This window comes from Methylibium sp. (assembly GCF_965279545.1).
Taxonomy (GTDB): domain Bacteria; phylum Pseudomonadota; class Gammaproteobacteria; order Burkholderiales; family Burkholderiaceae_C; genus Methylibium.
On record NZ_OZ257250.1, the window covers coordinates 203,692 to 222,967 of the forward strand.

Consider the following 19,276-nt stretch of genomic DNA (forward strand, 5'->3'; position numbering starts at 1 on the left):
CGACGCGTTGCCTGTCGCCCCGAAGGGCTGCCTATTGAGGCCCCGTTTCGCCATCGGCTCCATGCGGGTGCTGATGACCGGGACAGACGATGGCCATGACGGACAACTGGACGTCGAATGGGTTGTCGAGCGAACGCGGCGGAAACGAGGCCTGTACACGCTGGTCGCAGGCATAGCGTTTCACCAGTTGGCAGAACGGGCAGTCGTCGCTGTTGCTCGGTGCACTGCCTTGGGCTGCCAGGAACTGGCAGCCGCACAAGGAACAAGTCGCGATGGTGAAGACCGAGTCCTTGGCTACCCAAATTCCATCGGCGTGCGAGGCGAGATCGAACGCCCGATCAAAGCTGATGCGGCTGGAGCAGTCGCAGACGCTTCGATAGTGTCGGTACGCGCTGACCAAAGTCTGGCCCGCGGAGAAGCCGCTCTTGCGCAGGCGCCGGTAGACGGAGATGACGATTGACGACTCGGCCCGGTACAGCAGGTTGGCTCCGTGATACCACTCGGGTGAATTGGGTGCACGGCCGCGCGGCAAGGCCTTCGAGTCTGGGAACAGCAGGCGCTTCAGTTCGGGCTTCGGCAGGCCTGTAACGTGGTGGATGGTGCGGGCGCGGGCTCCAAGATCGCGGCAGTCCTTGGCAAGTTGGACGGCCCTCAACTTGCGATCAACCAGAGTGGGCATGAGGGTCGTTCCCTCACGTGATCGGAGTCGAGGTGTCAGGGGGCGACGGTGGCGGCGCGGGTCGGGGTGTGCGCACTGCAGCCAGTGGGCCGGCGAGGGGCACAGGGGCGTTCAGGAGCGCCAGCAGGTCCTCGCGAGGCGGAAACAGCGTGGACTGCCCGATATGCGCGACGAAGGCCCAGAGCTGCTCCTGGGTGAGGCTACGAAGGCGCTCGATGAGAACCGCGCTGAGCGCGAATCTGCTGCTGGTTCCAACGCGGTCGGCCTCGATGCCCAGTCGAATGATGTTGAGCATGTGCAGGTTGGTCGATTCGACATCTGAGCGTGGCATCTGTTGTTCTCCCTGATGGTGGCCCACGCATGGGCGCGGAAACGGACAAGGTCGATAGTTGCGATCTCTGGGGTTCGCGCTCTTCCGAGCAAGTGGTGCGCATGACAGTGCGCGTGACCAGCATATCCCGGCACCAGAGCGTCGATCAATGGCCCTGGGCGGCTCGTGCAATTGCTTACCTCATCGCCATGCAAAACCGCCCCGATTCGTTGCCGCTTGCGTTGTTGGGTCGGTGGCGTTCGCCGTCGCGGGACAAGAGAGGGAAGGCCAAAGCGGCCCTCCCTCCCAATTCGGAACCGAGTCAGATCAGGCGGCTTGTGCCAGCCCCTTCCACTCATCCGTTGGCAACTCGATCAGCTTGCCGCCCAGTGCCTCGAACTCGGTGGCCCGGTCGTAGTCCTCGACTTCCTGGCTGAAGTGGGTCACGGCATTCACCAGCCCGTAGCCGGACAAATCGCCTTCGCTGATCAGATGACGCAGCACGCCGGAGCGCTCCGTGTCATTCAGCGTGTAGCGCTGCGCCAGTACCTCGACCGTCTTGACCGGATCACCGACGAGCGGAATGTGCAGCGTCTTCTGCAGCTTCTGTACCGTTTGCCGGAAAGTTGCTTCCGACACCGCCGCCTGCACGACGTCGCGCACCTTCAGGAAGAAGGCCTTGTCGTCGGCGCGCAAGGTGTCGTCCTTGAAGACCAGAATGGCTTCATCGTCGGTACCCAGCGCTCGACCGACGTGGGTCTTGCGCAGCGATCGGTCCGAGGCGATCAGGCCGTTGCGGCACACCAGCCGGTACAGCAGAGGCTGCACCGACAGCGTGCCCTGGCCGACCTCGGAGTTGGACACCACCACGCCGGCCTGAACGACGTCGCCGGGCGCCATCTCGAACTTCAGGCGGGGCGTGATGACCTTGAGGTACATCCTCGTGTCGGTCAGTTCGACTGACTCGAAACGCGCCTCGGGCAGTTGTTGCAGGATCGGCAGTACGCTTTCAGCCAGGTCGAAATTGTCGAGCCGGCGATAGCGATCCGACAGCACCGCACGCACGTTGCCGTCCAGCGTGCGGATCATGCGCCGGTCATCCTCGCTCTGCAGCCAGGTGTTGACGTTGCGATCCAGCAGCACGGGTTGCTCGCCGCGCATGCGCTCGAAGTACGCATACGGAATCTTCAGCTTGTCGGCGAGTTGCCGGCGCGCCAGCGGTGTGACGCCGTAGCGCGCCGGCACACCGCCTTCCTCGATGACGATCCGGGTGTCGCCCGTGTCGTCGGTGTCGTGCTGCAACAGCGACGACGGCACCACCAAGTCTTTCTTCGATGCCAGTTGGCGCTCCAGTTCCTGCGCCAGGCTCACGAGAGAACGTCCGCTTCTCATATCAAACTCCAATCAACAAATTGAAGCGGGAATGGCGCGGCCCGCTTGCGGGAAGGCACATCCCCGCAAGGGCTGATGACGGATCGGTAGTGCCGATCCACGAAGGCGCGATGGGTATCGCGCGAGAACTCCAGGGCTGTCTTCGCCGCGCCGAGCGCGACCTGGTTTGACAGCTACCAGCGGGAGAACCTTGTCACCAGCACCACGCCAACGCGAAGTGCTGCTGAAAAGGCCGGTGCGGTCCCTCGACCGCACCGCCATCAACGACTATGCCGCGCGCCGGCTGTTTTGCAGCTTCGCGCACCACACATCGGCCCAGTCCGTGCCAGGCTCCTTGGGGACGAACACCTGCACCTCCCGAGGGCCGGTGCGGTGTTCCTCCTTCTTCAACCGACGAGCCAACGCGAAGCCGAAAGCCTGGCCGTCGAAGTGGCCATCAGCATCGTTGTCCGCGTAGACACACACGCGGCGCACCGAGTCCGGCAACCACAGCTTCTCCAGGTTGCCGGCGTTGAGCCCGGCCCATACCGGTTTGCCGGTGGCCAAGTGCACCGCCAGCGCCGTCTCGATGCCCTCGGCGATCGCGAGCTCATCGGTGGGTTCGAACAGCCGCACAGCGGCGCTATTGATCCCGGACGACAACACCTTCTTCGCCTCGCGCACTGCGGCTTTCCGGCCGTCCTTGAGATAGGTCCGGTGCAGCGTCACCGCGTGCCCGTCCGGACCCTGGACGCAAGCCAGCATGGCAGCGTACTCGGCCACTTTGCGCGACTTGCCCGCGCCATCCTTCTCGTAGAAGCCGAGGGCAGGGTGTAGGCGCAGTACCTTGGAGTACGACGCCAAACCCAGCCCGCGACCCGCGAGATAGCGGTCGACCTCGTCATCGGCAATCACCGGCCTGGCTTCATCCCAGATTCGCTTGGCCAGCGTCTTCATGCGCTCGGCCGACGGTTCGGTGGACACCGTGCGAAGCAGAGGCAGCACGGCTCCGACGCATCGCTCGACGTCTAGCAGCGCCGTGTTGAAGTCGATGCCCTTGATGGCCTGCAGCAGCTTGAAGCCGCCGCCCGGGCCGCAGTGGCGGCAGTGGTAGTTGCCCTCGCCGAATTTGTCGGTGTACTGGAAGCGGTCGGTGCCACCGCACAGCGGGCAGGGCAGGTTGCGGCGCTTCAGGATGCGCTCTTCGACGCCCAGGCTGGCCAGTATCTCGGTCCAGCGTCCGTGGGCGCGGCGCTTCACCTCCTCGACGCGCGCGGCGTACTCAAGGTTCTGCATGAGAACCTCCCGCACCGTTCGACACCGTGCCCTCGGCCTGCTCCAGCAGTTCGATGGAATGGCTGGGCGCCGAACCCACACCGACGGTCAGCTGGAAGGTCTTGCCGTGCAGCAAGGGGTACTTGCCCAGCCGCAGCTCCTGCAACAGCGAGTCCAAGGTCTGCACCGGATCGACCGCCCGCAGGTGACGGATCAGGTCCGCCAGCGCGTCACGGTCAGCGTCCATGTCGAAATCCAGGAACTGATCGTGCTCGTCGGTGAAAGACGAGAGCTGGCGCACCGGCTCGCCGGAGCCTTCGCCCGCAGGGATGTACATCGCACCGTCGTGGCAGAGACCGGCGTCGGTGATCTCGGCGACGTCATCGCCGATCCGAACGCGGACGGCTTCGCACAGGATCACGTTGGGCCAGACCCAGCGTCCTTCCAGCACGGTGCGCAACTGCTCCGACACGGCTTCGACCTCGGCCAACTCGTTTTCCAGAAAGCGCACATGGCGCCGCACCCAGTGGTCCGCATGCAGGCCGATCCAGTCGAAGACCAACCAGCCTTTGGCACGCGCCATCATCCAGCGTGGTGCGTTCTCGTCGTTGACCCAGTCCAAGGCCACCAGCGTCGCGGCGCCGCTTTCGATGTCGGCACGTGTCGGGGCGGAGGCCACGGGCTGCGCATACTCGCGCTGGCCGCTGTCGTCCTGGATCGGATAGCCCGCGATGGCGTCGCACAGCCAGGCCGGCAACACATCGAGATCGTTCATCAGGTCCAGGTATCCCCAGGCACGCATTGCCGCGTAGTAGGTGTCGACGAAGCGCTCGGGCGAGAGCTGGGTCTTGGCGACTTCCAAGGTCGCGCGCCAGCAACTCTTCAGTTCGGCGTCGATGCGCTGGCGCTGCACGTCTTCGTCGATCAGCTTGTCGCGATCCGGCAGGCGTGCCATGAACTGGCGCGAGTCCAGGTGCACGACGTTGACCCGCTCGAGGTTGCAACAGGTCGGCTTGAGGACGCAGAAGCCTTGCAGGAAGACCATCGTGTCGCTGCTGGTTTGGCCGTCGCTCGTGCCGGCCAGATGCACCATGCCCATGGCGCTGGGCGTCATGGCCATGCGCTCTTGCGCAAAGCGTCGCGCCAGCGGTTGGCCGTTGAACAGCACCTCGACTGCGAAACCCAGGCACAAGGTCTCGACGCGCGCGCCCAGGTCGGGCAGACCCACGCCATGCAGTTCGATGCGCGTGCCGGTCACCGCGTCAGCGTCGGTGGTTTGCTCCACCTCGATGCTTGACTTGGCCAGTGCCGCCGCGGTGTCGATGTCGACCCTTTGGCGACCGGAGGTGACGATGCAACGTGTGGACGCGTACAGGCACTTCGAGAAGCCCACACCGAAGGGGTGTTCCTCGGCGCAGGTGGCTGCATCCCAGCCCGACTCGTGGAAGCTCAGCAGCTTCTGGAAATCGGTGAGGCCGCAGCCATCGTCATTGACCTGCAGCACCTGCGTTGCCGCGTCGTAGTGGATCTCGATGCACGTCGCGCCGGCGCGGCGGGCGTTTTGCAACAGCTCGCTGACGAGCGTGAAGCGATCGGTGAAGGCAAAGCGCTGGTTGCGCAACGCACCTTCCTCATTGATTCGAACCTGTATCTGCATGATGGACTCCATGAGTGCAGGCGGAACGCGGCCCCGGCGGGGCCAGCCCGCCAAGGGGATGAATGTGGTCAGCCGGGGCGGCGGACTGGTGGCGTGAACAACTGGCTGGCGGCCTGGGCTTCCATCAGGTGGTGTTCGAGGAACTCCCAGAGCAGCAGGTGTTGGATGCTCAGGACCTGGCCTTGGCTGTCGAGCCGCTCGACCTTCAGACCCAGCGGCTGCCAGTGCACGCGATAGATCAACCAGTCGGCACCCGCAATGACGAAGGTGCGGCCGGCTTGGCCGGTGAGAACTTCGCTTTCCTTGACGAGGAACTCGATGTCTTCCGGCGTTTGAACGGCCAACAGACGAGGCGTCTTGTCGCTTGAATGCGCATGGGTGTGCATGGCGGTCGCCTCACAGCGCAGGCGATGTGCAGGGCACGTCACCGTTCGGTGTGTTCGCATCGGCGCCGTCATCGCGTGGATCGCAGCGCAGATCGTTGTCCTGCTCCTGCGGACCATGGGTCGTGCGCATCTCGTCTGCCGTGCAGTCGGCCAGTGCCGCTGCCCGCCGTACCTCTTCCAGCATGACCGCGTCGTCGTGGTCCATGCGTCCTGCGATGCCGTAGGCGACCAGGATCGCCAGCAGGCACAGGGTGTCCTTCAGAGTGGACATGGGGACTCCTTGATGAAGGGGCGGCCTTGCGCATACAGCGCAGGCCCGATGGGTTGATGGATGGCTTCAGGCGAACAGGTCGCCCTCGGTGGACATCCGCTTGAGCTGCTCGTTGATCCACTGCGGGTTCTTGGCCAGGCGCGCCTCGATCCACGCGGGGTTGATGGCGATGGCTTCGCGCACCCAGTCGGGATAGCGCGCAAGCGTTTCACCGAGCCAGGCCCTTACGCGGGTGCGGATGTGGTTGCGCAGTTCTTCCGCATCGACCAAGCCGCAATAGGCGATCGGCGACAGTGGGCTGCAACCGACGACACGCAGGCAGCTCACAAACGAGAAGGGGCGTCCGTCCTTCTCGCGCTCGGTGAAGACCCAGCGCAAGGTGTCGAACTTCTCTTCCAGCGGCGTGTCCGGGTCGGCCAGCTGGCTGACCTCCTGCAATAGCCGCCAGTGCAGGAAGACGAGGTCTTCCTCGCTCCACTCGACGGGTGATGTGTCGTCGTCGAACAGGGCATCAGCGCCCGCAATGTCCGGCGCTCTGGCTGAGGGCCGGTGCGACGGTGCGGCGAACGATGTGAAAGCCAACCCAGCGGAGGCAGGGCCGGCGACGTCGAGCGATGCGTTGGGGTACAGCATCGTGGCCTCCATGAAGGAATTGGGGGCGACACGCATCTCAGCTGAGGGCGCATGCCCCCAGGGGTGACGAAATGCCGGCGAACGCCGACGCTATGGAATGAGACTCAGGGGCTGGCGCAGGTGGCGGAATGAACCGCCTGGATCGGGCCAGCTACCGATCAGGGAGAGCTTTCGGCGAGAGGGCAGGGAGGCAAGACGACGCCCCCGCCTCGAAAGCCCGCTTCGATGGCGTCACAACACTGGCACGGTCACACGTGCGGTCACTGCGCATCGCCATCGGGTCGGGATCGACCCATGGACTACGCAACACCGATGAATCTCCAGGGCTTGCCTTGTTCGAATGCAGGGCCAGCTGCTGCATGGCGCCAAGGTAGCGGGACGCCACCGTGAGGTCAACAGGCCAAGTGCGTCAACAAGCCCCTGATCCCGAAAACCCACTGAAGTCCGCGCCATTGTTCGTGGCGAGTGCAGCGCCGCGTTCACACCATTCACCCTGGGCTTCAACGCGCGGAGATTTGAACATGACGGACATGCAGATCGTCAAGGTGGACCAGGGCGGCGTGAATGCGCGCATCCTCGCCAAGGAGACCAAGGCCGACTTTCGGCGTGTAGAGGCCGCCAGCCTGAAGATGCCGACGCGCTTCACCAGCGCCGAGGGCAAGCGCTTCTTCGTGCGGCTGTTCAACACCCAGCAGCTCAATGCTCACTTCATCTCCGTGATCGCGCGTACGCGACTGGGAGCAGACGACATCGCGCAGGTCGAGGCGGCGATACGCGCACAGACGGAGGCTGTGAGCGAGAAGCTCAATCTGGCGATTGATGGTGCCGAGGCTTTGTTCAAGGCGCACGGCATCACCAGTGCGGCGACTTACGACACCGTGCCGCTGGACGTCGAAGTGGGCGTGCTGTCGTCGAGCGGCCGGCGCTTCCTGGAGGTGCTGGGCAAACTGGATCAGCTGATGCCGTTGCTGCAGACGCTCGAGATCCACGAAGTGCTCTCCACGCAGCAGGTAGACATCCAGCGCGCCGCGCTGAAGCGCCAGGTGCGCGACGTGGCCAACGGCACGCGCAATTTCGCGATGGGTCTGCGGCGGCGGATGAATGCGCTGGCAGCTCATGAGTATGCGGAAGCTGAAGAGGGCGAGGTGACGTTGGAGCAGGCAACGTTGGACACCCCAGCCCTTGATGCGACCGCTGATGGTGCAGGAGACTGCGGCGCGCAGTTCGGCCAAGCGCCTTGACGTGATTGAATCCAGCGAATAGCAGCGTGTGCCCACCGCATGGAATGGCGCCGCAGCATTCGCCATGCACAACGGCGGCACCTTCCAGGCGCTTGCGGGATTTTCGGCGCCGGCTGTCTTGAGCTGGCCCACCACTTCGACTAAGGTGTCAAGAAGTCGTCCGGCGTGGCGGCTCGCGCAGTCCGCGCGCACCTCCGCTGCTCCCGCAGCGGCGTCGCAGTCGATACCTGCCTTGCGTTGAACGGTTCCACGTGCATTCTGCGCATTGCGACGTGCCCGCGGATCGTGTTGCCGCCGCTCCCTGTACCTTCGGATGAGCCCTCGCCATGCTGCGGGTGGCTGCATCCGATCGCTCATCCCAGCACCGCGTGCCCGGAACGCCGACGGTGCGCTCTGGTGTTTCGCGTTCCTGGCGGCTCGCGCACTTCTGACCTATGCGGCCGCGAAAGAGCAGGTCATGTCTTTCATCGGTGAAAGCCGCGCCGAGACCAGATCATGCCTAAGACTACTTCTATTCCTGCCACCGATGCCAAGGTGGTGCTTCCCGTATCCCGCGCCCCCTCCGTGCTGCCGGAGACGGGATTCCTGCGCCAGCCGCAGGTGCTGGCCTTCGTGCCCATTTCTAAGTCCACGCTGTGGCGGCGCATCCAGGCACGAACTTTTCCCGAGCCTGTGAAACTCTCCGAGCGAGTCACCGTCTGGCGGGCCGAGGACATTCGGCAATGGATCGCGCAGCAGTCGATCGCCTCTTGAGCGTCGAGTTCGCCTTCAGTGCGTAGCAGACGGCGCAGGCCGGCACCGCGTCCTTCGTGAACTGTGGCCCTCCCCATCTTGAACTGCAGTGAGTCCAGTCGTCCGCGCGGGCGATGCTACGAATGCGAGGAACAAAGCGCCGCGCGCCCGGCGGAGCGTCACTAGGCGAAGCTTGTTGCCCATGCCGCGCTCACTTTTGCGGCGTGGTCTGCTCAACTGGTGTCCCGATCAGCAAGATGGTTCAGCCGTGCGGATGAGGTGCAATGGGTGAGCGACGGAATAACAGGCAGCTTGTGTCAGACGCAGGAGGATTCGCCGCAAATCGAAACGGCGATTGAACAGGTAGCCACCGCTATGCCGGCGAACCCGCAGCCTTCAGGACTGTGAGTCGAATTGAAAGACGCGCAGTTCCTGGTCGCAGCGGCAAGCCTTCGCGATCCGCGCGGCTCATGCGACCGCCTCCTCACGCGAGGGTAGTTCGAGCACGGTAAAGCCGCCGTCGAGCCGGGGCGCCCACGGGTAGCCACCCTCGGCGACTGCGCCGTCGGCCGAAACGAGCGCGGGCGGCACGGCTTCGTCGATGCCGCCGCCGAAGACGTAGACGCCGGCGGCCTTTGCCTCGTCGATCACGGCGTGCGAGTCGCGGCCCACCGCCTCCCAATCGCCGTCGGGCACGACCATTGCCGCACTGGGAAAGGAGATCAGGTACTTAGCCAAGGCGCCCCTTCTCTTTTGAAACTTGATGTCGGTCATGAGGCATGTGTGCAGCCTCTAGGCGTCACTGAGCGCGGTTCTCGCACAGCGCCTTCAGTTTTTCCAGTGCCTTCGGCCAGGCTTCCGGCATGCTTTCGAAGTCCTCCGTGATGTCCTGGTCGGCAGTCAGCTTCGTTCCCTGCGGCGCGTCCGTGAGGGTGTAGTTCTCGTAGGCTGGCGCCCAAGCGCGGGTGGCTTCGCTGCTCGTGTCTTCAACGCCGTTGTCGGCGATGTAGCCGAGATGTCGGATCGAGATGAACTCGTTCGGTCTGCTCTCGGCGATCTCCGAGGTCACTCCATGCCCCTGCGGAGTCAAGAAGCGAATTCGCTGGCCCTTTTGCCACGAGCCTTCGAAGTACAGGCCCTCGCCGAAGGCCGACGTCCACTGCCTGTAGCTCTCGGGGCCGACCAACACTTGGTAGACCTTGGATGCCGGTGCGGCAATGTCTATCGACCACTGAAGTCGCTTGAGTGCTGGCATGAGTTGCTCCGTTCGGCTTGCTGAAGACGCACTAAGGGGCCCGAGGGGCTTCGACTTCACGACGAGCGAGCTGCAACAGAATCGAAATCATCCGTGCGCGCGATCGCAGGTGCCGGAGCCCGATCGGCGACTTATGACCGACCCTGGCTCGCGCCCATGGCGGCGAGGAGTTCGTCGAGTTGGTTGAACGTCTCGTCCATCCCACTCGTGCTCCCGGAGCCAATGGCTTCGTCGAGCGCTTCCTTCGAGGGATAGAGGTCGTGCATGACGAGCAGCGTCTTGTCGGCTCTTTCCTCGAACGTGACCGTGGTGACCTGCCCGTTGCCGCCCGCTTCCTCATTGGTCCAGACGAGGCGCGAAGGCGGCACTACTTCGAGGTATCTGCCGTGGAATGCCATGGGCTCCGGGGCAGCAGGGTGGCGGAACACGAGGCGGTACACGCCGCCCACGCGAACATCGAGCTCGCAGGAAAGCAGCGTCAGGCCAAACGACTTCGGGACCCACCAACGTTGGAACAGCTCGGCCTTGGTCCACGCCTCGAACACGATGCGCGGCGGGGCATTGATGGTTCGCGTGACGACGAGCTCACGCTGGGACTTCCGCTCCACCGACGTTCGATTCTTCATGGGGCTTGGCTGACTACTTCTTTCTGCGTCCATCGACTCTCTCCTTGAGTTTCAATTCCTCGACAACCTTGTCCAACTCGTCGAAGCGTGCGTCCCAGAGCTGGCGGTACCTCTCAATCCACATCGCCTCTTCCTCCAGTCGACGCAGACCAAGCTTGCAGGTCCGCACGCGCCCGACCTTCTCCGTGGTGACGAGCCCCGCCTGCTCCAAGACGCCGACGTGCTTCTTCATGCCCGTGAGGGTCATGCGGAACTTCCCTGCCAGGTCCGTGATGGAAGCGTCAGCGCGCCCGAGCTGCTCCAGAACGCCACGTCGGGTGGCGTCAGAGAGCGCGGCAAAGGAGGTATCCAGGTGGGTACTCATATACTGAACCATGTGGTTCACTATAGCGCTCGCAACGGCGGATTGCAAGAGGAGAGCCCGCAGAGCTTTAGGCCGCACGCCGCGGCTCAGTCGCTCGGACTCCTGACTGCAGATACGTGCCCGCCGCAGCAGGCATCTAGCGCGTGCAGCGGCACGCTGTTGCAGAAACCGGCGGTACCCGACTCTGAAGCGGTACGCACGGCCCACCCCTGAACTCGGTGCCAACGACCATGGACTCTGGGCCGGTCGCTTGCACGGAGCGAGCGCGCTGAGCAGCGCACCGCATCGATGGCACAGTGGTCTGCTGGACGAGTTGCTGGTGCATTTCCCGGATCTCGAGCGTGAGCGGGATGCGCCGGCCGGCCGCCTGTCACAGGGGCACCGCCAGGCGCTGGAACTGGTGATGACCGTGTTGCCGGAGCCGCGGCTGCTGCTGCTTGATGAACCCTGTGCCGGTCTCTCGCCTGCCGAGACACACCACATGATCAAGGCTATCCAGGAGGCTGTGCGCCGCATCGGCGCCGCGGCGCTGTTGATCGAACACGACATCAGCGCGGTGGCTGCGATGGGCGGCGAGGTGTTCGTCTTCCACCAGGGGCGAAGTCTTGCGCAGGGCCCGCTCGCTCAGGTCCAGGCCGACCCCGTGGTACGGGCGGTCTACGCCGGGGAACACAAATGATGGGTGCGTTCGCGTTCGAGCAGGTGGTCTGCGGTTCTGGCGACACGATGGTGGTCCGAGGCATCAGCGGCCGGGTGGACCCGGGGCGGGTCTTGGGCGTGCTTGGGCGAAACGGGGTCGGGAAGACCACGTTGATGCGTGCGCTCTCCGGATTCTTGCCCTTGGCGGGCGGCCGAGCGACATGGCAGGGCCGAGATCTCGCAGGGGTTGAATCCCACCGCCGCCTCGGGCTGGGCATCGCCTACGCACTACAGGAGAACGTCGTGTTCGGCGAGTTGAGCGTCGCCGACAACCTTTGGCTACACCTGCCTGACCGCAACCCCGCGCGGTACGCCGACGCATTCGCGAAGTTTCCGCTCCTGGTCAAGCGACTGACGCAGCGCTCCGGCAACCTGAGCGGTGGCGAACGCAAGCTGTTGTCGTTCGCCCGCTCGCTGGGCCTGGCGGCACCCATGACCCTGATCGGGGCGGGGGCGCTCGGCACCTAGCCTAGTGCGCCGTCAAGCAACATCGGGACTCGCAGCGAGTGATCGCGTGAGTGGCCGCGCGGCGCCAAAGGCCCCATCTGTTGTTCGAACGGCAGGGGCGGGCTCGTCGGCCTCGCGCGTTCCGCTGCCTTTCGGTAAGTGATCAAGTGGTAAATTGAGAATCGAGCCCCGGGTTCGAATCTGCCGGAGGCTCGGCAGCTACTTCGTCGTGCGGGCCGCGCGCAATACGGTCGGCGCGCCTGCCAGAAACGCGTCGACGCGCATGTCGATGATGTGGTCCAGGCGCTTCGGGGTCGGGAGGTCGTAGATCCACTTGCGCACGCCGACATAGAAGATCGAGGCGTGCGTGGCCCAGACCAACTCTATCTCTTCTTCTAGATCATCTTCGGTCGCTGGCTCAGGTATGTCGTACTCGCGCCTCATCTCCTGGGCGATGACAAGCCAATGCCGCTCGCGGAGCCTGGCCAAGTACTTGCGGTTGATTCCCCGCTTCGAAAGGCCCGCGTACATGAATATCCGGACCCACTCGCCCCGGAGAACGAAGCGCGCGTAGTCCTTGAAGTAGCGCTTCAGGCGGGCATCAAGGGGGGTGCTTGAGTCCGAGAGCCACTCCTCCCACTCGGGGTTCCAGCGACGTACGAACACTTCTTCATAGACCCGATCGACCAGCGCGTCCTTGCTCGGAAAGTACCGGTAGAGGAGAGACTGGGTAACGCCCAGTTCCTTGGCGAGATCTCTTGTGCTGGCCTCGAACCCGTTCGCGGCGAAGAACGCGATGGCTCTCTGCACGATCTGGTGCTCACGGTCTTCCGGGGAAAGTCGGCGCCGCCCCTGCCGCTCGACTGGCTCGCTGGCGTGCGCGATCGGTTGCTCGACGGGTGCCATCAGTATTTCCCCTATTTAATTGATCGGTCGATCACTTAGAATCCGTAACTGATCGGTCGATCATCTACTGTACATCGATCGAGCGCCGGCTTGGTGCGGGCGCTTCATGTTCGGGAACTGAGAGGTCTTCATGAGAGTGTTCATCACCGGTGCGGCCGGCTACATCGGCGGAACCGTAGCAACCGCCTTGCTCGCCGCAGGGTACCAAGTGTCAGGCTTGGTGCGGACCGAAGAGAAGGCGAACGCGCTGCGCGAACGCGGAGTCACGCCCATCACTGGGTCGCTTGATGACGCCGAACTCTTGACGGCAAGCGCGCAGGCGGCGGACCTAGTGGTCAACGCCGCCAGCGCTGACCACGCCGCTTCAGTCGTCACGTTGGTCACGGCCCTGGAGCGAAGTGGCAAGACCCTGATCCACACGTCGGGTTCATCCATCGTGGCAGATCATGCGGACGGTGAGTTCGGTCAATCGGGCGGGTACACCGAAGACGACTTCTTCGAGCCGGTGCCCTACAGAAGAGCGCGCGTGGACCTGAATCGATACGTCCGGCAAGCCGCGATCGACAAAGGCGTCCGAACCATCGTGATCTGTCCGGGAATGATCTACGGCACGGGGCGAGGGCTCAATCCTCACAGCGACCAGTTGCCGAAGCTCATGGCCCTGTCGCAGCAGGTCGGTGCGGCGGTCTACTTCGGCAAGGGGCTGAACCGCTACTCCAATGTGCACGTCGATGACTTGGCAGATCTGTACCTGCTGGCCAACGTACGCGCGCCGGGCGGGGCGATCTACTTCGCAGAGAACGGGCACAACTCCTTCAAGGAGATTGCGGAGTTGATCTCCGCTGCATTGGGACTCAAGGGGACTGTCGGCCTCGATGTCGAAGATGTCCTGAAGCAATACGGCGAGGCCGGGCGCCTTGGGGTTGCTTCAAACAGTCTCATCAGCGCGAGCAATGCAAGGCGGATGGGATGGGTGCCCAGTCGGCCCTCCCTGGTCGACTACTTCCGGAGCCTGCGCTAGTTGCGCCGCGGCCGCAACCCGATATGAGCGCCAACAGCTTGGCGGCCGATAGCGGAGCAACAGCCACGCAGCCGCAATGTGTTGAGCGTCGGAATCCCGGACATCGATTCGCAGAGAAGGAGACAGACATGAGTGCCTCAGCCAGCCCCGCAGACATCGTCAACGCGATGCACAGAGCATTCCGCGCGAGAGACCTGGACGCCATTGCCGCGTACTGGGCCGACGACATCCGGTATGTGGCGCCTGATGTCGACGTCGTCGGCAAAGAGGCTCGGATCAGGGACGAGCAGGCGTGGCTGGGCGCATTCACGGACAACTACGTCGAAGTTCATGCCCTTGTCGAACAGGGCGACGAGGTCATGGAGTTCTGCACTCTGGGAGGCGTGCACACCGGTGCGCTGCCCCTGCCGGACGGCAGCGTGCTGCCGGCCACGAACCGTCGCATCACCGGTGCGTTCGCTTCTCACTATCGGATCAAGGACGGCAAGGTCGTCTACCAGCAAATCATCTACGACAAGTTTGGGTTGCTCAAGCAACTGGGCCTCGTTTGAACCGAGTGGTCAGGACGTGATCGCTGCGTTCGCCGGCAATTGAACAACCAACGGGCATTCACATGACAGAGACCAGTTGCATGCTCAAAGCAACCCTTGAAGTGCAACGCAGAGCGTTCCTGGAGCATCCCTATCCAAGCGTCGCGGAGCGCAGGGCGGACCTCACAGGTCTTCTGGCCTTCGTTCAGGATCATCGCGAGGGGATCATCTCGGCAATCAGCGCGGACTTCGGGCATCGGTCGAGGCACGAGACGATTCTGACTGACATAGGTCCGGTGGTCGCCGCGATCAAGCATGCGCTGAAGTCGCTAAAGGGTTGGACGCGAACCCAGCGTCGCGGGGTTGACCGGTTGGCCTACGGACTCGCGAGCAACAGGGTAACTCCACAGCCCCTTGGTGTCGTCGGCGTGATCGTGCCCTGGAACTTTCCGCTCAACCTGTCGTTCGGCCCGCTGGCATGCGTCCTCGCCGCGGGCAACCGCGCCATGGTGAAGATGAGTGAGAACTCTGCAGGTTTGTCGCGCCTCATTGTCGAACGGATGCCGAAGTACCTTCCCGCGCACAAGCTGCAGTTCTTCGCCGGCGCCAAGGGGCTGGGCAGCGCATTCGCCCAACTTCCGTTCGACCACCTCATGTTCACTGGCTCCAGCGCGACTGGGCGCTCGGTCATGTCGGCGGCGGCGCAGAACCTTTGTCCGGTGACGCTAGAACTGGGAGGGAAATCACCGGCGATCGTGACGGATGAATTCGACCTGCGAACAGCGGCTGAGCGAATTCTCTTTGCGAAGTATCTCAACGCTGGCCAAGTCTGCACAACGGTGGACTATGCGTTCGTACCCGAGCGTAGCGTCGAGAGCTTCGTCCAGTTGTCGTACGAAATCGTGCGCCGACGCTATCCGAGCCTCGACTCGCACGACTACACATCGGTCATTGACCGCAAGGCGTACGAGCGCCTGAAGGCTTGGCTCGATGAGGCGGCACAACAGGGCGCGCAAGTTCTTCCGCTGCTCGAAGGGCCAGCATTTGACGACGCGCGCCACCGAATGGCACCCCATCTCGTTCTGGGAGCACCTGACAACAGCACGCTGATGACCCGAGAAATCTTCGGGCCGATCCTTCCTCTTGTTGCCTACAAGAGTTTGGATCAGGTCATCAACTACATCAACGCGCGGCCCCGGCCATTGGCGCTATATCCATTCAGCAACCAGCGCAGCACCCAGGCGCGGATCCTGGAGCGTGTGATGTCAGGTGGCGTCTCAATCAACGATGCCGTGCTGCACGTGGCCCAGGAGGATCTGCCCTTCGGAGGCGTTGGCGAATCGGGGATGGGGCACTACCACGGCCACGAGGGCTTCTTGACCTTCTCGAAGCTGCGCCCGGTCTTCCATCAGGCACGGTGGTCGAGTCTCAGCGTGCTGATGCCGCCTTACGGGAAGTTGGCCGACCGGGTGCTGAACTTCATGACCCGCTAGCACAGCGCTCGATCCAAACAAAGCACGGTCCTATGGACCAGGCGACAAGCACAAGCAGGAGACATTCATGACCAGTAGAAATAACACGTTTGCCGGCACAAGGTTCACCTGCGTCGCGATGGCGATCTTTGCGTGCATTGGGCATGCGCACGCCACTGACCTCGAACTGCCTGACGGGTGGTCCGGAACCCTGACCACGACCCTGGCGGTCGGTCAGAGTTGGCGCGCTCGGTCTGCTGATCGCCTCCTGTACTCCGCAGCAGACGGTGCTGTCCGTGGCCTCACCGGAGATCGCGCGGGCCTGGGTGGATCGACAACGGACTCGGGCAACCTGAACTACGACAGGGGAGACACCTTCTCCCAAGTCGCCAAGTTCACGAGTGATCTGTCCTTGGCGAAGGCGGACAGAGGCGGCTTTCTCCGACTCCGCGGTTGGTACGACAACGCGCTCATCAACAACGATGTTCCTTTCGGAAGCCAGGGGCAGCGTCCAACGCCATACGTACCTGGCAAGTTGAGCGACTCGGGCCTGGACAGGACGGACCGGTTCAAGGCCATCCAGGTGATGGACGCGTATGTGTACTCGGGCTTCGACGTCGGTGGGCTTCCTCTTCAATTGAAGGTGGGCAATCAGGTCTTGAACTGGGGTGAGAGTCTGTTCACGCTGGGAATCAACCAGAGCATGCCCATCGACCTGGGGGCGGCAAATCGCGGCGCCGGCACCGAAATTAAGGAATTCCTTCTGCCAGTGCCGATGGTGTACGCGAACCTCGGGCTGAGCGGAGGCATGTCGGTCGAAGGCTTCTGGCAGTTTGGCTCTGCGCGCTACGCCGTTCCTGGCTGTGGGCAGTACTTCGGTGTCAACGAAAACGCCATCGCGCCGAACGTCGGGCGGTGCAACGTGGGCGCGACCATCGCCGGCAGCAATCCGGCCGCTATCCAGAACGGCCTGTACCTGCCTCAGGTCAACGGATCGAAGCCGGAGAGGAGCGGTCAGTTTGGCCTGGCAATGCGATTCCCGGTCAAGGCCCTCGACACCGAGTTCGGTCTCTATGCGCAGCGCGTCGTGCCTCGCACGCCAATCATCAGCGCCATTACCGGGACGACGACAGCCAACGGCAGCCCTGCCCAACAGGCCATCCTGCAGTCTGCCGGTCTGGCGATGGCCGTGAAGGCCTTTGAGCCCCTCGGCATGACCTCCGGAGAAGCAGTCTGGGAGTACCCCGGGCACATGAAGATCTTCGGAGTCAGCGCAACGACGACGATCGGTGGTTGGTCGACGGGCGCCGAGCTGAGCTACAAGAAGGACGTACCAGCCCAGATCAACGGCAACGACCTGCTCGTGGGTCTTGTCGGGGGCGCAGGCCCTTTGGTGGCAGACCCACGGTACGCAGCGGCGATTCAGGGCGTCGGCAACCTTTATCACGGCTACGACCTGTTCAACGTGACGCAGTTCCAGGTGAACGCCGTGCGGCTGTTCCCCGGGGTTCTGGGCGCACAGAACCTGACGGTCGCGGGCGAGTTCGCCATGCAGAGGAACAACGTGCCGGACTTCCGTGACGGTGGCCTGCGCTACGGCCGGGCCTTCATCTTCGGCAACGGCGCGCATCCGCTTCTGGGGGGCGGTACCTGCTTCGCGGGCAACCCGCAGCCGGATGGCTGCCAGAACGAAGGCTACATCACAAGATTCGCTGCGGGCATCAACCTGCTCATGGCGCTGACCTACAACCAGGTATTCGGAAGCGGTGTGACAGCCACCGGAAAACTCTATCTCAAGCGCGACCTGAAGGGCAACTCCATCGACGGTCAGTTCGTCGAGGATCGCGGAACGGTTGCACTAGGGCTGAGCCTGGACTTCAGCAAACGGTTCGCGCTTGATCTCAGCTACGTGACGTTCAACCACTCGGCGAAATTCGATCCGATGCGCGATCGGGATTTCTACTCCGTCGCTCTTTCTACCAAGTTCTGACGCGGACCACGCAGCGCTCCAAGAGGAAAGTCACCATGAACAACATCGCATTCCGTGTTTCCGCAACCGCGGCAATCCTTCTGGCTTTGGGATCGGTCTCGGCGGCCCCCGCTGCCGCCGACCTTGCGAAGCTTGGTGGCGAACTCACGCCGACCGGCGCCGAGACGGCAGCAAGCGCCGACGGACTCGTGCCCGCCTGGACCGGTGGCCTGGCCTCCCCTCCGGCTGGCTTTGTCTCAGGCAAGGGCTACGTTGACCCGTTTGCGTCGGACAAGCCGCTCTACACCATCACCAAAGCGAACGCTGCTCAGTACAAGGAGTTGCTGCCGCTCGGAGCGCAGGCGCTGCTGGCCAGGGGCGAATCATTCAAGATGGTGGTCTATCCATCGCATCGCACCGCGGCGCTGCCGGCTGCCATCGCCCACAAGGTCAAGGAGCAGGCTGCCAAGATCGAACTCCAGGGGTTTGGACCCGTCAACGTTGCAGGCTCGACCACGCCGTTCCCGCTCCCGAAGTCGGGGTTGGAGGTGATCTGGAACCACAACCTGCGCTATCTCGGCGGTGGGATCGAGCGAACCTATGCGTCGTTCCCGGTGCGGGCCAATGGCGACAGCTACGCCATCAAGGTTGTCGAGCGCCGAGTCTTCTCCCAGAACATGGACGCGCCCGAGCCGAATCGGCTTCTGTACTTTGTCTCGAGCATTGTGGCGCCCGCGGCCATGACGGGGGGCACTACGTTGGTCCACGAGCCTCTGGATCAGGTGAAGGAAGCGCGCTCGGCCTGGGTCTACAACGCCGGTCAGCGAAGGGTGCGACGGGCGCCTGATCTGGCATACGACTCGGTCACGGACGACACGGAAGGCATGCGGTTCGTGGACCAGTACGACGCATTCAACGGCGCGCCCGATCGCTTTGACTTCAAGCTGGTGGGCAAGAAGGCCATGCTGGTGCCGTACAACGCGTACAAGCTTCTGGACAAGTCGGTTCCCTACGCCAGCATCGTCAAGCCCGGCTCGCCGAACCCCGAACTGATGCGCTACGAGGTGCACCGTGTCTGGGTGGTCGATGCCACGCTCAAGGCCGGCCAGAAGCACGCCTTCTCCCGCCGGACTTTCTACGTCGACGAGGACAGCTGGAGCGTGCTCTGGGAGGACGCATACGATGCTCGTGGCGGCCTATGGCGGGTTGGTGTTCATCCGGTGGTGCAGTTCTACGACGCCAACGTGATGTGGTACGCGGTCAATATCTGGCACGACCTGTCGAACGGGGGTTACTTCATCGCCGCGCTCGGCGGCCAGGAAGCACCGCCCAGGTTCAACATCAAGGGCAAGCTGGCCGACTTCCAGCCCGACGCCATGCGCCGCAGCGGCGCCAGCCAATAGATCCGCGCTTTGCCTCGGAGGGATGCAAC

The 19,276-nt window shown here is 63.5% G+C and carries 22 protein-coding genes; 10 read left to right on the top strand and 12 right to left on the bottom strand.

The window, feature by feature from the left end; genetic code table 11:
* Positions 1 to 31 precede the first annotated feature (31 nt).
* Positions 32 to 679, bottom strand: a complete 648-nt coding sequence (locus tag ACQY9S_RS00915) for a FlhC family transcriptional regulator (RefSeq protein ID WP_428422696.1) — start codon at positions 677 to 679, stop codon at positions 32 to 34.
* A gap of 163 nt (positions 680 to 842) precedes the next feature.
* Between ACQY9S_RS00915 and ACQY9S_RS00920 the strand changes: the two genes are divergently transcribed.
* Positions 843 to 1,001, top strand: coding sequence for a hypothetical protein (locus tag ACQY9S_RS00920; protein ID WP_428422697.1), 159 nt, complete (start codon positions 843 to 845; stop codon positions 999 to 1,001).
* 315 nt (positions 1,002 to 1,316) lie between these two features.
* Here the strand turns inward: ACQY9S_RS00920 and ACQY9S_RS00925 are convergent, their stop codons facing one another.
* From ACQY9S_RS00925 to ACQY9S_RS00950, 6 genes are all read right to left on the bottom strand, one after another.
* A complete protein-coding gene (locus tag ACQY9S_RS00925) occupies positions 1,317 to 2,381 on the bottom strand; it encodes a DUF932 domain-containing protein (RefSeq protein ID WP_428422698.1) in 1,065 nt (354 codons plus the stop codon).
* Between the two features lie 267 nt (positions 2,382 to 2,648).
* Positions 2,649 to 3,620, bottom strand: a complete 972-nt coding sequence (locus ACQY9S_RS00930; protein ID WP_428422699.1) for a DUF7146 domain-containing protein — start codon at positions 3,618 to 3,620, stop codon at positions 2,649 to 2,651.
* Between the two features lie 22 nt (positions 3,621 to 3,642).
* Positions 3,643 to 5,292: an ATP-binding protein gene (locus ACQY9S_RS00935; RefSeq protein WP_428422700.1), complete on the bottom strand. Its 1,650-nt coding sequence runs from the start codon at positions 5,290 to 5,292 to the stop codon at positions 3,643 to 3,645.
* A gap of 68 nt (positions 5,293 to 5,360) precedes the next feature.
* A complete protein-coding gene (locus tag ACQY9S_RS00940) occupies positions 5,361 to 5,678 on the bottom strand; it encodes a hypothetical protein (RefSeq protein ID WP_428422701.1) in 318 nt (105 codons plus the stop codon).
* Positions 5,679 to 5,688: 10 nt separating this feature from the next.
* On the bottom strand, positions 5,689 to 5,949 hold the full coding sequence (locus ACQY9S_RS00945; RefSeq protein ID WP_428422702.1) for a hypothetical protein: 261 nt from the start codon (positions 5,947 to 5,949) through the stop codon (positions 5,689 to 5,691).
* Between the two features lie 66 nt (positions 5,950 to 6,015).
* Positions 6,016 to 6,594, bottom strand: coding sequence for a hypothetical protein (locus ACQY9S_RS00950; protein WP_428422703.1), 579 nt, complete (start codon positions 6,592 to 6,594; stop codon positions 6,016 to 6,018).
* A gap of 518 nt (positions 6,595 to 7,112) precedes the next feature.
* Here ACQY9S_RS00950 and ACQY9S_RS00955 point away from each other — a divergent pair.
* Together ACQY9S_RS00955 and ACQY9S_RS00960 are read left to right on the top strand one after the other, a co-directional pair.
* Complete coding sequence (locus tag ACQY9S_RS00955; protein WP_428422704.1) at positions 7,113 to 7,823, top strand: DUF1845 domain-containing protein; 711 nt, start codon at positions 7,113 to 7,115, stop codon at positions 7,821 to 7,823.
* 495 nt (positions 7,824 to 8,318) lie between these two features.
* On the top strand, positions 8,319 to 8,576 hold the full coding sequence (locus ACQY9S_RS00960; RefSeq protein WP_428422705.1) for a helix-turn-helix transcriptional regulator: 258 nt from the start codon (positions 8,319 to 8,321) through the stop codon (positions 8,574 to 8,576).
* A gap of 447 nt (positions 8,577 to 9,023) precedes the next feature.
* Here the strand turns inward: ACQY9S_RS00960 and ACQY9S_RS00965 are convergent, their stop codons facing one another.
* From ACQY9S_RS00965 to ACQY9S_RS00980, 4 genes are all read right to left on the bottom strand, one after another.
* Positions 9,024 to 9,329 carry a YciI family protein gene (locus tag ACQY9S_RS00965; protein ID WP_428422706.1) on the bottom strand — a complete coding sequence of 102 codons (306 nt, stop codon included), beginning with the start codon at positions 9,327 to 9,329 and terminating at the stop codon, positions 9,024 to 9,026.
* Positions 9,330 to 9,354: 25 nt separating this feature from the next.
* Entirely contained in the window at positions 9,355 to 9,810 is a 456-nt protein-coding gene (locus tag ACQY9S_RS00970) for an SRPBCC family protein (protein WP_428422707.1), read from the bottom strand.
* A 131-nt stretch (positions 9,811 to 9,941) separates the two neighbouring features.
* The gene (locus ACQY9S_RS00975; protein WP_428422708.1) at positions 9,942 to 10,436 is read right to left on the bottom strand and encodes an SRPBCC family protein; all 495 of its coding nucleotides are present in this window, start codon (positions 10,434 to 10,436) and stop codon (positions 9,942 to 9,944) included.
* 13 nt (positions 10,437 to 10,449) lie between these two features.
* Positions 10,450 to 10,800 carry an ArsR/SmtB family transcription factor gene (locus ACQY9S_RS00980; RefSeq protein WP_428422709.1) on the bottom strand — a complete coding sequence of 117 codons (351 nt, stop codon included), beginning with the start codon at positions 10,798 to 10,800 and terminating at the stop codon, positions 10,450 to 10,452.
* Between the two features lie 319 nt (positions 10,801 to 11,119).
* Between ACQY9S_RS00980 and ACQY9S_RS00985 the strand changes: the two genes are divergently transcribed.
* Positions 11,120 to 11,479 carry an ATP-binding cassette domain-containing protein gene (locus ACQY9S_RS00985; protein WP_428425541.1) on the top strand — a complete coding sequence of 120 codons (360 nt, stop codon included), beginning with the start codon at positions 11,120 to 11,122 and terminating at the stop codon, positions 11,477 to 11,479.
* Positions 11,476 to 11,967, top strand: coding sequence for an ATP-binding cassette domain-containing protein (locus tag ACQY9S_RS00990; protein ID WP_428422710.1), 492 nt, complete (start codon positions 11,476 to 11,478; stop codon positions 11,965 to 11,967). Before ACQY9S_RS00985 ends, ACQY9S_RS00990 begins: the two co-directional genes overlap by 4 nt.
* A 198-nt stretch (positions 11,968 to 12,165) precedes the next feature.
* On the opposite strand, the gene ACQY9S_RS00995 is transcribed toward ACQY9S_RS00990, so the two are convergent.
* Entirely contained in the window at positions 12,166 to 12,852 is a 687-nt protein-coding gene (locus tag ACQY9S_RS00995) for a TetR/AcrR family transcriptional regulator (protein WP_428422711.1), read from the bottom strand.
* Positions 12,853 to 12,982: 130 nt separating this feature from the next.
* Here ACQY9S_RS00995 and ACQY9S_RS01000 point away from each other — a divergent pair, with 130 nt between their 5' ends.
* The 5 genes from ACQY9S_RS01000 to ACQY9S_RS01020 all read left to right on the top strand — a co-directional run bounded on the left by ACQY9S_RS01000 (position 12,983) and on the right by ACQY9S_RS01020 (position 19,247).
* Entirely contained in the window at positions 12,983 to 13,873 is an 891-nt protein-coding gene (locus ACQY9S_RS01000; protein WP_428422712.1) for an NAD-dependent epimerase/dehydratase family protein, read from the top strand.
* Between the two features lie 128 nt (positions 13,874 to 14,001).
* The gene (locus ACQY9S_RS01005; protein WP_428422713.1) at positions 14,002 to 14,424 is read left to right on the top strand and encodes an ester cyclase; all 423 of its coding nucleotides are present in this window, start codon (positions 14,002 to 14,004) and stop codon (positions 14,422 to 14,424) included.
* A gap of 62 nt (positions 14,425 to 14,486) precedes the next feature.
* Positions 14,487 to 15,896 (top strand): coniferyl aldehyde dehydrogenase, encoded by a 1,410-nt coding sequence (locus ACQY9S_RS01010; RefSeq protein WP_428422714.1) that lies wholly within the window; start codon positions 14,487 to 14,489, stop codon positions 15,894 to 15,896.
* Positions 15,897 to 15,963: 67 nt separating this feature from the next.
* Entirely contained in the window at positions 15,964 to 17,865 is a 1,902-nt protein-coding gene (locus ACQY9S_RS01015; RefSeq protein WP_428422715.1) for a DUF1302 domain-containing protein, read from the top strand.
* A 35-nt stretch (positions 17,866 to 17,900) separates the two neighbouring features.
* Complete coding sequence (locus ACQY9S_RS01020) at positions 17,901 to 19,247, top strand: DUF1329 domain-containing protein (protein ID WP_428422716.1); 1,347 nt, start codon at positions 17,901 to 17,903, stop codon at positions 19,245 to 19,247.
* Positions 19,248 to 19,276: the final 29 nt, after the last annotated feature.

Coding starts and splice junctions, on each gene's coding strand:
- ACQY9S_RS00915 (WP_428422696.1), bottom strand. CDS start 679: ATGCCCACTCTGGTTGATCGCAAGTTGAGGGCCGTCCAACTTGCCAAG.
- ACQY9S_RS00920 (WP_428422697.1), top strand. CDS start 843: ATGCGCGACGAAGGCCCAGAGCTGCTCCTGGGTGAGGCTACGAAGGCG.
- ACQY9S_RS00925 (WP_428422698.1), bottom strand. CDS start 2,381: ATGAGAAGCGGACGTTCTCTCGTGAGCCTGGCGCAGGAACTGGAGCGC.
- ACQY9S_RS00935 (WP_428422700.1), bottom strand. CDS start 5,292: ATGCAGATACAGGTTCGAATCAATGAGGAAGGTGCGTTGCGCAACCAG.
- ACQY9S_RS00940 (WP_428422701.1), bottom strand. CDS start 5,678: ATGCACACCCATGCGCATTCAAGCGACAAGACGCCTCGTCTGTTGGCC.
- ACQY9S_RS00945 (WP_428422702.1), bottom strand. CDS start 5,949: ATGTCCACTCTGAAGGACACCCTGTGCCTGCTGGCGATCCTGGTCGCC.
- ACQY9S_RS00950 (WP_428422703.1), bottom strand. CDS start 6,594: ATGGAGGCCACGATGCTGTACCCCAACGCATCGCTCGACGTCGCCGGC.
- ACQY9S_RS00955 (WP_428422704.1), top strand. CDS start 7,113: ATGCAGATCGTCAAGGTGGACCAGGGCGGCGTGAATGCGCGCATCCTC.
- ACQY9S_RS00960 (WP_428422705.1), top strand. CDS start 8,319: ATGCCTAAGACTACTTCTATTCCTGCCACCGATGCCAAGGTGGTGCTT.
- ACQY9S_RS00965 (WP_428422706.1), bottom strand. CDS start 9,329: ATGACCGACATCAAGTTTCAAAAGAGAAGGGGCGCCTTGGCTAAGTAC.
- ACQY9S_RS00970 (WP_428422707.1), bottom strand. CDS start 9,810: ATGCCAGCACTCAAGCGACTTCAGTGGTCGATAGACATTGCCGCACCG.
- ACQY9S_RS00975 (WP_428422708.1), bottom strand. CDS start 10,436: ATGAAGAATCGAACGTCGGTGGAGCGGAAGTCCCAGCGTGAGCTCGTC.
- ACQY9S_RS00980 (WP_428422709.1), bottom strand. CDS start 10,800: ATGAGTACCCACCTGGATACCTCCTTTGCCGCGCTCTCTGACGCCACC.
- ACQY9S_RS00990 (WP_428422710.1), top strand. CDS start 11,476: ATGATGGGTGCGTTCGCGTTCGAGCAGGTGGTCTGCGGTTCTGGCGAC.
- ACQY9S_RS00995 (WP_428422711.1), bottom strand. CDS start 12,852: ATGGCACCCGTCGAGCAACCGATCGCGCACGCCAGCGAGCCAGTCGAG.
- ACQY9S_RS01000 (WP_428422712.1), top strand. CDS start 12,983: ATGAGAGTGTTCATCACCGGTGCGGCCGGCTACATCGGCGGAACCGTA.
- ACQY9S_RS01005 (WP_428422713.1), top strand. CDS start 14,002: ATGAGTGCCTCAGCCAGCCCCGCAGACATCGTCAACGCGATGCACAGA.
- ACQY9S_RS01010 (WP_428422714.1), top strand. CDS start 14,487: ATGACAGAGACCAGTTGCATGCTCAAAGCAACCCTTGAAGTGCAACGC.
- ACQY9S_RS01015 (WP_428422715.1), top strand. CDS start 15,964: ATGACCAGTAGAAATAACACGTTTGCCGGCACAAGGTTCACCTGCGTC.
- ACQY9S_RS01020 (WP_428422716.1), top strand. CDS start 17,901: ATGAACAACATCGCATTCCGTGTTTCCGCAACCGCGGCAATCCTTCTG.